We start from the raw sequence: 15,119 nt of genomic DNA, 5'->3' as shown, positions 1-15,119 counted from the left end.
TATTATTCTAAAATTATTTTTTCGGTGGTTATGTTCGGAATCGTATCTACTTTTTTGAAATAATCAATCATCATATTTCTAAGCTTATATTCCATATCAAATTTGATTTTACTTTCTTTAAAAAACGTCATATTGTCTCCGCCATTCGCTAAATAATCGGAAGTTCCTACATAATAAATTCGATTTTCATCCAATGGTTGATTGTTGATTTCAATCTTATTAACTGTAAAGGTTGATTTATTGATGTAAATTTTCATTCCGTATAAAGGATGCGGTTTCTTTTCTTTAATAATGTATTTGGCTAATGTTTTGATTTCTTTTCCGGTAAGTCCAACAACGATTAAACTATTTTCAAAAGGCATTACTTCAAAAGCGGTTCTCGTTGTAACATCTCCTTTAGGAATAAGCGCCCTTATGCCGCCATGATTAAGTAAACAAACATCAATCTTTTTATCTTCTCTTTTTTGAAAAACCGGATTACCAAGTTCGAATGTAATTTCGGCTAATAAATTTCCGATATTCGATTGCCAAGTTCCTTTGCTTTTGTCTTGTGTTTCAGGACAATAAGCTAAAACGTTATTCAAATCTTTGTTGATATTATCACTGTAAGGTTTTACATAATTAGTAATTGCTTGGTTTTCACCTTTTTCATTCGTAATTCCTATTTTTTTTCCTTCAATTTTGGTGGTTTGATAGAAAGAAGTTGATTTACAGGATATAAAGAGATTAAATGTTAATAATATAACAAAAAATCGAAAAGATATTGTATTCTTTTTTACATTTACAAACATAACAAAGGTGGTAAAATTTTAATTTTGTCGAATAGGTAAAAATACTATGTTTTATAATATTATAAAGAACTTTTTTCTTAAAAAAAATGTTACTAAACGATTAGCAACTAAAAATTTGTTGAGTTCTAACGATAAAGTAGTAACAGTTGGAATTTTAGTTGATGAAAGCTATTTTACGGGAACAAATCAGTTGATCGAAAGTATTATTTCACAAGGTATTGAGGCCGGTAAAATTTCAGTTTTGGTTTATAAAGATAAAATCAAGAAGAAGGAAGTAATAAACGAGCCCTTTTTGTCGTTAAAAAATATTTCACTTTCAGGAGAAATAAATAAAAAGGAAGTTAATGAATTCATAGAAACACCTTTTGATTTGCTGGTGAATTATTATGATGTTAATAAAAGTGCTTTATTGCTTTTATCAACAAAATCAAAAGCTAAGTTTAAAGTAGGATTTGATACAGTTGACAAGAGGGTTAATCACGTTATAATAAAATCATTAGTTGAAAATTTTAATGAATTTGTTTTGGAACTTTTTAAATATTTAAAAATTTTAAATAAAATATAATAATGCAATCATTTATTGGTACGGGTGTTGCTTTAGTTACGCCATTTAAAAAAGATTTTTCGGTTGATGTTAAAGCTTTAGAAAGAATTGTAGATTATGTAATTGATGGTGGAGTAGATTACTTGGTGGTATTGGGAACTACTGCAGAATCGGCAACTTTATCACAAGACGAAAAAGAATTGGTTATCGATACAATAATTAAAGCAAATGCAGGAAGATTGCCATTAGTTTTAGGTGTTGGAGGAAATAATACTCACAAAGTAGTTGAAGAATTAAAAACAAGAGATTTTTCTCATTTCTCAGCTATTTTATCGGTTTCGCCTTATTATAACAAACCGACGCAAGAAGGAATTTACCAACATTTTAAAGCAGTTGCGGAAGCATCTCCAATTCCTGTAATTTTATATAATGTTCCGGGAAGAACAGCAAGTAATATGTTGCCGGCTACAGTTATCAGAATTGCTACAGATTTTAAAAATGTGATAGCTATAAAAGAAGCAGCAGGAGATATTGTACAAGCAATGAAATTAATTCAAACAAAACCAGAAGGATTTTTAGTCATTTCTGGAGATGATATGATTACTTTACCTATGGTTTTAGCAGGTGGAGCAGGAGTGATTTCGGTAATAGGTGAAGGTTTTCCAAAGGAATTCTCTGAAATGGTGCGTTTAGGATTGCAAAGAAATGTAGATGAAGCATATAAGTTGCACTACTTGTTAGCTGATAGCATTGATATGATTTTCGAACAAGGAAATCCTGCTGGAATTAAAGAAGTTTTTAAAACATTAGGTTTGTCTGAAAATACAGTTAGATTACCTCTTGTAAGTGTGAATGAAGATTTAGCTAATCGTTTGCAGAATTTTACTAGAAAATTAAGTTAAAAAAAGATTTTTGTAGTAAACAAATAATGTCTAAATTTGCAGTTGATTTTTTAGACTTCTAGTGTATTGAATTTTAAAAAAGATTAAATTTAGATAAATGAATAAAATAATTAGTTTTCTTTTAATTGCAACAATATTGATATCTTGCGGTGAATATCAAAAGGCATTAAAATCCGATGATGTTGCGTTTAAAGCAGAAGTTGCAAATAAAAAATACGAAGTCAATAAATATGCAAAGGCAATTAGGTTATATGAACAAATAGCTCCGGCTTATAAAGGAAAACCAAATGCTGAACGATTGTTTTATTTTTATTCAATGTCATTGTATAAGTCTGAAGAATATTATTTAGCAGGTTATCAATTGGAAAATTTTGTTTCAAGTTATCCAAAAAGTGAAAAACGTGAAGAAGCAGCATTTTATTCAGCTGAATGTTTTTACAAATTATCTCCCGAATATAGTTTAGATCAAACAGATACAAATAAAGCGTTAGATAAAATGCAAAAGTTTATCGATAATTATCCTAATTCAGAATTTTTGCCAAAAGCAAATATTTGTGTTAAAGAATTAAGAGAAAAACAAGAAAAAAAAGCTTTTGAAATTGCTAAACAATATCACACCATTGCTGAATATCGCTTAGAATATAATGCAGCTCTTAAAGCATTAGACAATTTTATTTCAGATTACCCTGGAACTCCTTACAAAGAAGAGGCAATGTTTTTAAAGTTTGATACTGCCTATAATTTTGCAAAAAACAGCATTGTTGCAAAAAGAGCAGATCGTTATGCTTCTGCTAAAATAGCTTATAATAATTTAATTAAATTTAAGCCAACAACAAAATATAAAGAAGAAGCTGATAAATTATTAGCATCTATTGAACAAGAATTAAAACAATTTTCTAAATAAAATTAAATCATGGATTTAAAAAAAACAAATGCTCCTGTAAACACTATTACTTATAATAAAAGTAAATTAGAAGAGCCTACTGGAAACATTTATGAAGCGATTACTATCATGGCTAAACGCGCTAATCAAATCAATACTGAAATTAAAAAAGAATTGATTGAAAAATTAGAAGAGTTTGCAACATATAACGATAGTTTAGAAGAAGTTTTTGAAAACAAAGAACAAATTGAAGTTTCAAAATTCTATGAAAAATTACCTAAACCACATGCTTTAGCAGTACAAGAGTGGGAAGAAGGTAAAATCTATTACAGAGAAGCTAAATAATTCAATATGTCTGTTTTAAGCGGTAAAAAAATCTTGCTAGGCGTATCTGGTGGTATAGCTGCTTATAAAACAGCCAACTTGGTTAGACTATTCATAAAAGCAGGCGCACAAGTACAAGTTGTAATGTCGCCTGCTTCTTTGCATTTTGTTACGCCACTAACTTTAGCTACACTTTCTAAAAACCCTGTTTATTCTACTTTCTACAATGAAGAAGAAGCAACAGGTGAATGGAATAATCACGTAGAACTAGGTTTATGGGCTGATTTAATGCTAATTGCTCCAGCTACTGCCAATACCCTTTCTAAAATGGCAAATGGAAATTGCGATAATTTATTAATTGCTACCTACCTTTCAGCTAAATGTCCCGTTTATTTTGCTCCTGCAATGGATTTGGATATGTATAAGCATCCTTCTACTTTAGATGGTTTTCATAAATTAAAAACTTTTGGGAATATCATAATTCCTGCCGAAAGTGGAGAATTAGCCAGCGGTTTATCAGGAGAAGGAAGAATGGCAGAACCTGAAAACATTATCACTTTCTTAGAAAATGACTTATTAGATAAATTACCTCTAAAAGGCAAAAAAATATTAATTACTGCAGGACCTACATACGAAGCGATAGATCCAGTTCGTTTTATAGGAAATCATTCTTCAGGAAAAATGGGATTTGATATTGCTAATGAAGCTGCAAATAAAGGAGCAGAAGTTATTTTGGTTTCAGGACCATCTCATTTGAGTGTGCAAAACGCTTCTGTTAAATTGATTCGGGTGACTTCTGCACAAGATATGTATGACGCTTGTCATAAATATTACGAAAACGTTGATGTAGCTATTGCCGCAGCTGCTGTTGCAGATTATCGTCCAAAAAATGTAGCAGACCAGAAAATAAAAAAGGATGATTCTGCGTTCTCAATAGAGCTTGAAAAGACAAAAGATATTTTAGCATCTTTTGGTGAACAAAAGAAAAATCAGTTCTTAATAGGATTTGCTTTGGAAACTGAAAATGAAATTGAGCATGCAAAGAAAAAAATCCAGAAAAAAAACTTAGATTTGATAGTTTTAAATTCTTTAAATGATGAAGGTGCTGGATTTGGTAAACCAACAAATAAAGTAACTTTTATTTCAAAAGATTTTATAATTGAACCTAAAGAATTAAAGTCAAAAGAAGTAGTTGCTCAAGATATTATTAATAAAGTAATACAGTTTTATGATGCGTAAAATATTGATAATTTTTATATTCCTTTATTCATTTGTTAATGTATTTTCGCAAGAACTTAATGCAACAGTTACGGTTAATTTTCAGCAAGTTGCAAATGGAAATCCACAACTTTTTAAAAACCTAGAAACCCAGGTTAAAGAGTTTTTAAATACCACTAAATGGACAAATAGCGAATATTCTGATGTAGAAAAAGTTGATTGTAATTTTTTTATTAATGTAACTTCATATGGTTCTAATGTTTTTGACGCAACATTACAAATTCAATCTTCTAGACCCATATACAATTCCACTTTATTTTCTCCTATTTTAAATATAAGTGATAAGAATTTTTCTTTTCGATTTATAGAGTTTGAAACTATGGTTTATGATCCCAATGCATTTAGTTCTAATTTAGTATCCGTTTTAGCATTTTATGCAAATTTAATTATTGGGATGGATATGGATTCTTTTGCACTAAATGGAGGAACAAAGTATTTAGAAACTGCTGCAAATATTGTTAATGTTTCACAAAGTAGCGGTTTTAAAGGTTGGTCACAATCAGAAGCGAATAACAATAACCGTAATTTTTTAATTTCAGACATTTTATCTTCAACTTTTGCACCTTTTAGAAAAAGCATTTACGAATATCATAGGTTAGGTTTAGATATAATGAATAGCGAAATTAAAGAAGGAAAAATAAATATTACAAAATCTATCGAAACTTTAGCTGAAATTCATAAAACACGTCCAAATTCTTTATTAGCAAGAACATTTTTTGACGCTAAAGGCGATGAAATAGTAGCTGTTTTTTCAGGGGGTTCACAAAATGATGTTGTAAAATTAGTAGAAACTTTAAATAGAATTTCTCCTCTTAATTCTCAAAAGTGGAATAAAATAAGATAGTTCAATTTATCTAATGAATATATAACTTATGTTACTTTCACTTACTATAAAAAATTATGCGTTAATCGAGTCCCTTGAAACTGATTTTTCAAACCATTTTTCTGTTATTACAGGAGAAACTGGAGCAGGAAAATCGATACTTTTAGGCGCTTTGGGGTTGGTTTTAGGGAATAGAGCTGATTTGACTTCGCTAAAAGATAAAGAGCAAAAATGCATTATTGAAGCACAATTTGCCATTTCTAATTATAATCTTCAGTTTTTTTTTGAGGATAATGATATGGATTATGAAGATAAAACCATTATTAGAAGAGAAATTTTACCTTCTGGAAAATCGCGTGCTTTTGTAAACGATAGTCCCTTGAATCTTCAGGAGTTACAAGAGTTAGGTGCAATGTTGTTAGATATTCATTCCCAGCATCAAACACGCGAACTTACCGAAGAAAATTACCAAATTGATATTTTAGATGCCGTTGCTAAAAACGGAGAATTAGTAACTTCATATACGAACGCATTAACTTATTTCAAATCGACTCAAAAAGAGTTGAAACAATTAGTTTCGGAAAAAGAAGCTTTGGTGAAAGAATACGAGTATAATTCGTATTTATTGAACGAACTTTTAGCAGCCAATTTAGTTGGTGGCGAGCAAGAAGAGTTAGAGCAAGAATTAGAGCAACTAAGTAATGTTGAATTCATAAAAGAAAATTTCGAACGAGTTTTAGCTATTGCCAATGAAGAACAAGTTGGCGCGTTAGTCAATATTAAAGAAATTAAAATTTCACTTCAAAAAATTGCTGCTTTTTCAAATAAAAATGCACAATTATTAGAACGTTTGACAAGCAGTTTACTTGAGATTGAAGATATTATTTCGGAATGTGAGCAAAACAATGAAAAGATTTTAGCTGATCCTGAGCGATTAGAATTGGTAAACACCAAACTGCAAACCATTTATAATTTACAGAAAAAACACCAAGTACAAACCATTGCAGAATTACTAATAATCCAAAACGAATTAGATGCAAAGGTTGTTCGTGTTGATGATTTAGATGGAGCCATCAATAAATTACAATCCGAATTAAATTCAAAACAAACTAAAGTTGACGAAATAGCGAAATCAATTTTCGAAAACAGAAAAAAAACGGCTCCAATTTTAATTGAAAAAATCAAAGCAATTTTATCTCAACTAGGAATGGTTGAAGCTAATTTTCAAATTGAAATTAATCATACCAATTCTTATTATCCAAAAGGAAAAGACGAAGTGGTTTTGTTATTTTCAGCAAACAAAGGAACTAGTTTCGGATTATTAAAGAAAGTAGCTTCAGGCGGAGAAATGTCGCGCATCATTTTAGCAATAAAAGCTATATTAGCTAATTATTCTAAACTTCCAACTATCATTTTTGACGAAATTGATACAGGAGTTTCAGGAGAAATTGCTATTAAGATGGGTGAAATCATGAAAGAAATGAGTACCACAATGCAAGTGTTCGCCATTACTCATTTACCTCAAATTGCTGCTAAAGGAAATTCGCATTATAAAGTTTCGAAACGGAATGTTGGCGAAACTACAATTTCAGAATTAAATCTGTTGAGCCAGGAAGAAAGAATCCAACAAATAGCCGAAATGTTATCAGGAAAAGATATCACCGATTCAGCTTTACAACATGCAAAAGCTTTGCTGAATTAATTTTTTAAAGTACTTTTGCTTCTAATTTTAAACGACAACAAACCAATTATAAAAATAGAACATCATGATTATAGAACCAAGAATGCGAGGATTTATTTGTTTGACTGCTCATCCAAAAGGTTGCGAACAAAATGTAAAAAATCAAATCGAATATGTAAAATCTAAAGGAAAAATAAACGGACCTAAAAGAGTATTAGTTATTGGTGCTTCTACTGGATTTGGTTTAGCTTCAAGAATTACAAGTGCTTTTGGTTCTGATGCAGCTACTATTGGTGTGTTTTTTGAAAAAGAACCTTCAGAAGGTAAAACAGCTTCTCCAGGTTGGTACAATTCAGCAGCTTTTGAAGTTGAAGCTCAAAAAGCAGGATTATATGCAAAAAGTATAAATGGCGATGCGTTTTCTAATGAAGTAAAGCAACAAACAATTGATATGATTAAAGCTGATCTAGGTCAGGTAGATTTAATTATTTACAGTTTGGCATCTCCTGTTCGTCAACATCCAGTTACTGGTGTTTTACACCGATCTACTTTAAAACCAATAGGAAATACTTTTACCAATAAAACAGTAGATTTTCATACTGGAAATGTAACTCAAGTTTCGATTGAACCAGCTAATCAAGAAGATATTGATAAAACTGTTGTGGTTATGGGTGGAGAAGATTGGGCAATGTGGATAGATGAAATGAAAAATGCGGGAGTATTAGCAGAAGGAGCAACTACAATTGCCTATTCTTATATTGGGCCAGAAGTTACCGAAGCGGTTTACAGAAAAGGAACAATCGGAAGAGCAAAAGATCATTTAGAAGCTACAGCTTTCGAAATTACAGAGAAGTTAAAAGACATTAACGGAAAAGGTTATGTTTCTGTAAATAAAGCGTTAGTTACTCAAGCTAGTTCGGCAATCCCAGTAATTCCATTATATATTTCATTGTTATACAAAATTATGAAAGCCGAAGGAATTCATGAAGGTTGTATTGAGCAAATCCAACGTTTATTTGCTGAAAGATTGTATACAGATAATGCAGTTCCAACAGACGAAAAAGGAAGAATCCGAATTGATGATTGGGAAATGAGAACTGATGTTCAAGAAAAAATTGCAAAACTTTGGGTTGAATCTACTACAGAAACTCTTGTAGAATTAGGTGATTTAGCTGGATATAAACAAGATTTCTTAAATTTATTTGGTTTTGGATTTGATGGTGTAGATTACCAAGCAGATACAAATGAAATGTTGATGGTGCCAAGTATTAATAAATAATTTTTATCACTAGTCCCAAAAAATGAGTAACATTTTTTAGGACTAGTGATATTTTAAAAAAAAATTGTTGTATAGACTAATGAAATTAATAATATGTCTATGGTAGTTATTTACATTATTTTAAAATAAAATTCAATTTTTTTATTAATTTAAGTAAACAGATTTTTTTAATTAGTAATAAAAGCATCAAAGTAAAATTGACCCTGCCAACATTGCGCTCCTGATTGATCTGCAAATCGATCTAATCGGGCAATATTAATGGTTACAGAAGATTGCGATTTGTTTGCATAGTTCAAGGCAAATACATCAGGATGTCCACTATTATTGTTCGCACTAAAAATAAATCCATTAGGATTAAAAGGAAGTTGTGGACTAAAATCATAACGTACTTGTAATCTTTCAGCAAGAACTTCAGCTCGGGCAAGTTGATTACCACTTACTAATTGCGAACCACTTTTTTGTTGTCTTGCAAGAACTTCCCAATTAACTGTAGTAGGAACTCCTTTTACGGTAACAGAAAAACTTCCTGTAGACCCAACAGTTACATCATTACATATTGGAATTTCAAGACCATTAATAGATGCCATTAACGGTATGTCGCCAATGCTGCTGTTGGTTATTTGTTGCCATGAGGCATTTCCGTTTGCGTCTGATGTTAATACTTTACCAACGGCTTGGTTTCCATCTACAATTCGTAATGCTGCCGGAGCTGCGGTGCTAATAATAATATTGTCTAAATATGCGGCATCGTCGCCACTAATACTAGAGCCGTCTTTGCTGTATTGCCATCGCAATGTTCGTGCTCCTGCGGCTAAAGGAATGGTTAATTGAGTCCAACCTACATTTCCTGACCATTGGTTTTGTTGCACACCATCGATATAAAAACGGAAATAATCATAACCACTTTCACTACTAACTCGGTAATAAAAAGATAAAGTTGCACCTCCTGCAGGAACGGTTAACGAATGCTCAATACGTGTGCTCTGATTATCACCAATGGCTCCCGATTTTGCAGCATAGGTGCCAGCTTGTACTTGCGTAGTTTGTGTTGTCCAGTTTGAATTACCGGCGGTTGTAAGTGGCGCTATGGTGTTGCTCTCAAATGTTTGATTGAGTAAAACACCAGCAGTTCCAATATTTTCTATATGAAATTTAGTGGTTGGAGTCATGGTTCCTACACCTACATTTTCAGAGTTGTTGTTGTAGATATCATTTCCAACTTTTGTCCAATGGCTTATTCCACTAGTAAAAGGAGTCCATTTTGTTCCGTCCCAGTAATGAAATCCTACGCCAGTTGTAGCGTTTGTGTTGTAAACAAATAAACTTGTTGCAGGAGCAGTAACTGGAGCAGCAGCGTTGAGGTTAGGAATGGATATTCTTGGTACTAAAAGACCTTTGTTGGTTGCAGTAATGTCAAGCATTGAGCTAGCATCTGGAGTAGTAGTGTTAATTCCCACTTGCGCCTGCAGCATAAAGGGGAATAAAAGCAAAAATACTATTTTTCTCATTTTGTGTTAATGTTGTTTGTGTAACACAAAAGTTGGGCAAAATGTTATATTTATAAAATTATAGGGAAGAAAGCATGTTTTTAGGGATAAATTATTTTAATTCTCTAATAGTTGCAATATTTTGTCTTTATATGTTTTGGATATTGGGATTTGAATTTCGTTGATTTCTACAAACGAATGGTTGAAACCGGTAATGAAATTGGAATTCACAATGAAGCCTTTGTGCGTTTGGTAAAAATAATTGGGCAACAATTTCATAAAATCGCTAATGGTTGAACGATAGCGGTATACTTCGTCTTCACAAAACAGTTTTAGATAGTTTTTGTCGCTTTCAATGTAAATGATATTGGCAATGCTAATTTTTTTAAAGATTTCGTTGTGTTTTAATAAAATGGAAGCTTCTTTTTTAGGATGTAACCTGTTGAAATTTAAAATACTAATTTCGATTGCGGTTAATAAATCGTGTTTTTGAAACGGTTTTACCAAGTAGCTAAAAGGTTCAGTGGAGATTGCACGTTTTATCGTGTCATCATCTGCATAAGCGGTTAGGTAAATAAAAGGAATGTTGTGTTTTTCTTTAATAAAATTGGCAAGCCAAATTCCGTCGTTTTCGCCTTGAATATTAATGTCTAAAATGGCAAAGTTTACTTTTTTAGAATTTAAAACTTCAATGGCTTCTTCACTGCTCATGGCAAGTCCGGCAATTTCATAACCTATTTCTTTTAGCTGATTGGCAATGGTTCTTTGGGTTATAAATTCGTCTTCTACTATAAGAATTTGTATTGGTGTTTCCATTTTAATTGGTGTTGAAATTAATTACGATTACGGCACCTTTTTCATTATGTGTGGTTAGTTTTCCTTTTAATTGTTTCGTAAGACCATTTATTAATTCGTAGCCTACTGAATTCACTTTGGTAACATCAAATTCGGAAGCAAAACCATTTCCGTTGTCATTAAATATAAGTTGGTAACTTTTATTTTCTATTTCTTTTAATGAAATGGTAATATTACCCGATTGTTTTTCTCTGAACGCATGTTTGTAGGCGTTGTTGATTAGTTCGTTTAGAATTAATCCAAGCGGAACAGCGGTGTCAATTTCAAGTTGAATATCGTCGGTTGTGAAATCAATTTCAATTTGTTTTTTTAAGGAGTAGTTGGCTTGCTTGCTGTGCGAGATTAATTCGGCAAGGTATTTATCAAAATTTACCGCATTGAAGTTTTTGTTTTGATACATGGTTTTGTGTAACAATGCAATTGACTGTATTCGGTTTTGCCCTTCGTTTATAATGGTTTTAATTTCGGGATCTTTAATATTAAAGTTTTGAATGTCTAAAATTCCCGAAATAATTTGCAAGTTGTTTTTAACTCGATGATGGATTTCTTTCAGTAGAATTTCTTTCTCTTTTAAAGAGGCTTCAATTTGGGTATTCTTTTGTGCAATAGACAAATTCATTTTTTCAATTTTAAAACGCTTCTTTCTGTTGATGCGAACAAAAAGAAAACTTAGGATTAATAAAATTGATAATGCGCCAATAATTGTGGTAAAAAGGGTATTTTCTTTTTCCTTAATAATTTTATTCTTTTCAAGAACTTCTCTTTCACTTTGTTCAATTACATAGTTAAGTTCGGTGCTTTTTAAAAGTTTTTGTTGCTGAACATTAGAAATGGAATCGTTTGTTTTTTTGATAAGGTAAAGATTGTCATAAGCTAAATCAGAATTACCTGTTTTTTTGTAAAAGGCATGTTTTAAATTTAAAAAAAGTAGTTTTAATGATATATTGTTCATGCAACAATACGAATCAATTTTAGAGATTAATTCAGTTGTTTTTTTATAATCGTTTTTACCTAAATAAGCATTGGCAAGCATAATTTGTCTGCTTAAATAGGTTGAATTTTTGAAATCTATAGGGTTTAAATTATCAATAGCAATAATTTTATTGATGGCTTTGTCAAATTCTTTTTGATGCAAATAGGCGTTTGCAATATTTTCTTGCGTATTAATTAATAGGTTGGTATAACTCACAGGATCAATGTGTTTTTTGTTTTTCTTCGTTAATTGTAACGATCGATTAAAAAAATAAATTGCAGAGTCATTTTTATCTACTAACGAATAATAATAACCTAAATCGTTATAAGCAGATGGAATAATTAAAGAGTCGCGTTTTTTGTTTTGGAGTAAAAAGGAAATTTCTTTTTTTAATTGTGGAATGGCTTTGTAGTATTGTTGCAATTGTAAATACAATCTACTTTGAATATTGTAGCTCCATAAAGGATAATCTTCGCCATGTTTTATAAGACTATTGATTTGATTGTTGCAATCAAAAACTTTTGAATACAAATTCAACTTTAAATACGATTCTTGCATGGCTACATAAATATCAATGCGTTCTCTTTTGGTTAAATTGTATTTTTCATCTTCAAGTAAGGCTTTAAAATTTAAAATAGCACCAATGTTGTTTTTTTTTAATTGTTCTATTAAAGCTAAACAAAATAAAAAACCTTTGTTTCTTTCTTTTGCCTTTGTGTTTTCTTCAATCAGATTTTCAAACGAACTTTTAAAAAAAGCCAGGTGTTCTCTTTTAGCTTCATAATTAAGATTTCTAAAATAAGAAACCTTTTCTGTTTCGTTTTTACTTTTGAATGCTCTTGTTATGGTATCGCTAGCAAAAACCTGAACAAATAAAAACAATGAAACTAAAACAGAAAAGGTTAGTTTATGCATAATGATAAATTATTTAAAGTAAGAAAACGTTTCGTTATTCTCAATTTTCAATAGTGTTTCGTAAATCAATTTAATTACATTTTCTACGTCGTCGCGGTGTACCATTTCTACGGTGGTATGCATGTAACGCAACGGTAACGAAATCAAAGCCGAGGCAACTCCGCCATTGCTGTACGCAAAAGCATCGGTGTCGGTTCCGGTAACGCGAGAAGTTGCATGGCGTTGAAAAGGTATTTTGTTTGCTACAGCTGTGTCAACAATCATTTCACGTAAAACGTTTTGTGTCGCAGGAGCGTAAGCAATAACCGGTCCGCGTCCCATTTTTAAATCGCCTTCAATTTTTTTATCAATCATAGGCGTAGTCGTGTCGTGGCAAACATCGGTTACGATGGCAACGTTGGGTTTAATGCTTTGGGTAATCATTTCGGCACCACGCAAACCAATTTCCTCCTGCACCGAGTTTACGATGTACAATCCAAAAGGCAATTTCTTTTTGTTCTCCTTTAATAAACGCGCTACTTCGGCAATCATAAAACCACCCATGCGGTTATCAATGGCTCTACACACAAATTTATCGTTGTTTAAAATCTCAAAAGTATCAGGGTAGGTAATTACACAGCCTACATGAACGCCTAAAGCTTCTACTTCAGCTTTCGTAGAGCAACCACAATCGATAAAGATGTTTTCAATTTTTGCGGTTTCTTCTGCTTTTCCGTTTCTTCCACGTGTGTGAATCGCTGGCCAACCAAAAACACCACGAACAATACCTTTCTTAGTATGAATGTTCACACGCTTCGATGGCGCAATCTGATGATCCGAACCTCCGTTTCTAATTACGTAGATTAATCCGTCATCGGTAATGTAATTCACATACCACGAAATTTCATCCGCATGACCTTCAATAACTACTTTATAAGGCGCATCCGGATTAATAACGCCCACAGCACTTCCGTAGGTATCGGTAATAAAGGTATCAACATATGGTTTTAAATAGTCCATCCAAAGTTTTTGCCCTTCCGATTCGTATCCTGTTGGAGAAGCATTATTCAAATAATTTTCCAAAAAAGTCATCGACGACTTCTTTAATATCGATTTTGTACTCATAGTAACTATAATTTTTTGCTAAAATATAAATAAGTAATTAGAGTTTCATATAATTTCAATAAATTTGGTTTGCTTTTTGCTATGAGTTAAAAAGTATAAAAACAAACACCATGTATAAGTTAATTTTAATTAGTTTCGTGCTATTCATAACTACTTTATCTTTTGCTCAAACCGAAACCGATACGTTAAAAATGACGCAACAGGATTCGTCTATTATATATTCTATCGAATTAAAGGAAATTATTTTCACTCCAGACAATGTCTATTCTATGGATGAAGATAAAAAAGCCAAGTTAATATTAAAGAGAAGAATCTTTAAAGTGTATCCGTATGCAAAAATTACGGCAGATAAATTAACGCAGCTAAACGCTACGATGGCAAAACTAAAAACCAATCGCGAAAAAAAGAAATACTTTAAAATCGTAGAAAAGTATTTAGAGGAAGAATTCGAACCACGTTTAAAAAAGCTATCTCGTAAAGACGGTCAAATCCTAGTCAAACTAATTTACCGCCAAACCGGAAGTACCACTTTCGATTTAATTAAAGAATACAAAAGCAGTTGGAAAGCCTTTTGGGCAAACTCCACCGCTTATTTATTCGACATCAATTTAAAAACCCAATACAAACCTTACGACGTAAAAGAAGATTACCAAATTGAAGGAATCTTAAATGCGGCCTTCAATCAAAAGCAATTAACCAAGCAAGAACCAGCAAAACCTATCGACTTCGATAAGTTGAACAACCACTGGATCAACAAAATCAAAACCAAATCCACTGCAGAGGCTAACAAGTAATTTTTTATAAGCACGCGTTCCGCATTCCATAAAACTCCTGGTCCCGCTGTCCACTATATTCACGCTAAGGCGTGGGATGCCGTTCCCATCGGGGCTATACAAGACGTTTTGCATTCCAGATAACTATCTCATTAGCTCGCAAAGCGAGCAATCCTTCCTCGCGCCGCGAGCAATTGTCATTCCGCAGAATAGAAACGTCAGTTCAGCGAAGCTAAATCTCCTGCGCAGCAGGCTGTAGCTTAACGCAGTTAAGCTCACAACCTGAAACCTGAAACCATTCTATATATAGTATTAATCTTCTCCATTCAAAATAAACCAATACTTCTGTAGAAGAAATTCCCTCTTCGAAGGGGTTAGGGGGATGTAGCCACAGTATTTAAAAACTTCACTATTCAATATTCGTTAATCGTTATTCACCATTCAAACAATCCCCTTTTGTGTGCTTAGTACTTTCCTTGTGTCCTTAGTGGTTAAACTTTAAAAAAA

General features: G+C 32.0%; 14 protein-coding genes. 9 read left to right on the top strand and 5 right to left on the bottom strand.

The features are described from left to right. Positions 1-2: 2 nt before the first annotated feature. Positions 3-791: a 5'-nucleotidase C-terminal domain-containing protein gene (locus tag GFJ94_RS01285; RefSeq protein WP_153199626.1), complete on the bottom strand. Its 789-nt coding sequence runs from the start codon at positions 789-791 to the stop codon at positions 3-5. Positions 792-837: 46 nt separating this feature from the next. On the opposite strand from GFJ94_RS01285, the gene GFJ94_RS01280 reads away from it, so the two are divergent. From GFJ94_RS01280 to fabV, 8 genes are all read left to right on the top strand, one after another. Further along, positions 838-1,356 carry a hypothetical protein gene (locus GFJ94_RS01280; RefSeq protein ID WP_153199624.1) on the top strand — a complete coding sequence of 173 codons (519 nt, stop codon included), beginning with the start codon at positions 838-840 and terminating at the stop codon, positions 1,354-1,356. A 2-nt stretch (positions 1,357-1,358) separates the two neighbouring features. Further along, a complete protein-coding gene (gene dapA, locus GFJ94_RS01275; RefSeq protein ID WP_153199623.1) occupies positions 1,359-2,237 on the top strand; it encodes a 4-hydroxy-tetrahydrodipicolinate synthase in 879 nt (292 codons plus the stop codon). Between the two features lie 97 nt (positions 2,238-2,334). Continuing rightward, entirely contained in the window at positions 2,335-3,141 is an 807-nt protein-coding gene (locus tag GFJ94_RS01270; protein ID WP_153199620.1) for an outer membrane protein assembly factor BamD, read from the top strand. Positions 3,142-3,150: 9 nt separating this feature from the next. After that, positions 3,151-3,465, top strand: a complete 315-nt coding sequence (locus tag GFJ94_RS01265) for a DNA-directed RNA polymerase subunit omega (RefSeq protein ID WP_026726592.1) — start codon at positions 3,151-3,153, stop codon at positions 3,463-3,465. A 6-nt stretch (positions 3,466-3,471) separates the two neighbouring features. Next, positions 3,472-4,683 (top strand): bifunctional phosphopantothenoylcysteine decarboxylase/phosphopantothenate--cysteine ligase CoaBC, encoded by a 1,212-nt coding sequence (gene coaBC, locus GFJ94_RS01260; RefSeq protein WP_153199619.1) that lies wholly within the window; start codon positions 3,472-3,474, stop codon positions 4,681-4,683. Then, complete coding sequence (locus GFJ94_RS01255) at positions 4,673-5,566, top strand: DUF4835 family protein (RefSeq protein ID WP_153199616.1); 894 nt, start codon at positions 4,673-4,675, stop codon at positions 5,564-5,566. The genes coaBC and GFJ94_RS01255 overlap by 11 nt, the downstream gene beginning before the upstream one ends. Before the next feature lie 28 nt (positions 5,567-5,594). Then, a complete protein-coding gene (gene recN / locus GFJ94_RS01250; RefSeq protein ID WP_153199614.1) occupies positions 5,595-7,247 on the top strand; it encodes a DNA repair protein RecN in 1,653 nt (550 codons plus the stop codon). Between the two features lie 64 nt (positions 7,248-7,311). Further along, on the top strand, positions 7,312-8,505 hold the full coding sequence (gene fabV / locus GFJ94_RS01245) for an enoyl-ACP reductase FabV (RefSeq protein ID WP_153199612.1): 1,194 nt from the start codon (positions 7,312-7,314) through the stop codon (positions 8,503-8,505). Between the two features lie 167 nt (positions 8,506-8,672). Here fabV and GFJ94_RS01240 read toward each other — a convergent pair whose 3' ends face one another. From GFJ94_RS01240 to GFJ94_RS01225, 4 genes are all read right to left on the bottom strand, one after another. Next, a complete protein-coding gene (locus tag GFJ94_RS01240) occupies positions 8,673-10,013 on the bottom strand; it encodes a hypothetical protein (RefSeq protein ID WP_153199610.1) in 1,341 nt (446 codons plus the stop codon). 96 nt (positions 10,014-10,109) lie between these two features. Then, a complete protein-coding gene (locus GFJ94_RS01235) occupies positions 10,110-10,808 on the bottom strand; it encodes a response regulator (RefSeq protein WP_153199608.1) in 699 nt (232 codons plus the stop codon). Between the two features lies 1 nt (position 10,809). Continuing rightward, a complete protein-coding gene (locus GFJ94_RS01230) occupies positions 10,810-12,735 on the bottom strand; it encodes a histidine kinase dimerization/phosphoacceptor domain -containing protein (protein WP_153199606.1) in 1,926 nt (641 codons plus the stop codon). A gap of 9 nt (positions 12,736-12,744) precedes the next feature. Next, positions 12,745-13,839 carry a M42 family metallopeptidase gene (locus GFJ94_RS01225; RefSeq protein WP_153199604.1) on the bottom strand — a complete coding sequence of 365 codons (1,095 nt, stop codon included), beginning with the start codon at positions 13,837-13,839 and terminating at the stop codon, positions 12,745-12,747. A 110-nt stretch (positions 13,840-13,949) separates the two neighbouring features. Here GFJ94_RS01225 and GFJ94_RS01220 point away from each other — a divergent pair, with 110 nt between their 5' ends. Next, complete coding sequence (locus tag GFJ94_RS01220; RefSeq protein ID WP_153199602.1) at positions 13,950-14,633, top strand: DUF4294 domain-containing protein; 684 nt, start codon at positions 13,950-13,952, stop codon at positions 14,631-14,633. Positions 14,634-15,119: the final 486 nt, after the last annotated feature.

The sequence above is a fragment of the Flavobacterium sp. LMO8 genome, assembly GCF_009495755.1.
Classification (GTDB): domain Bacteria; phylum Bacteroidota; class Bacteroidia; order Flavobacteriales; family Flavobacteriaceae; genus Flavobacterium.
The sequence above is the reverse complement of the archived record's forward strand: the minus strand, read 5'-3'. Positions and strand labels throughout refer to the sequence as shown.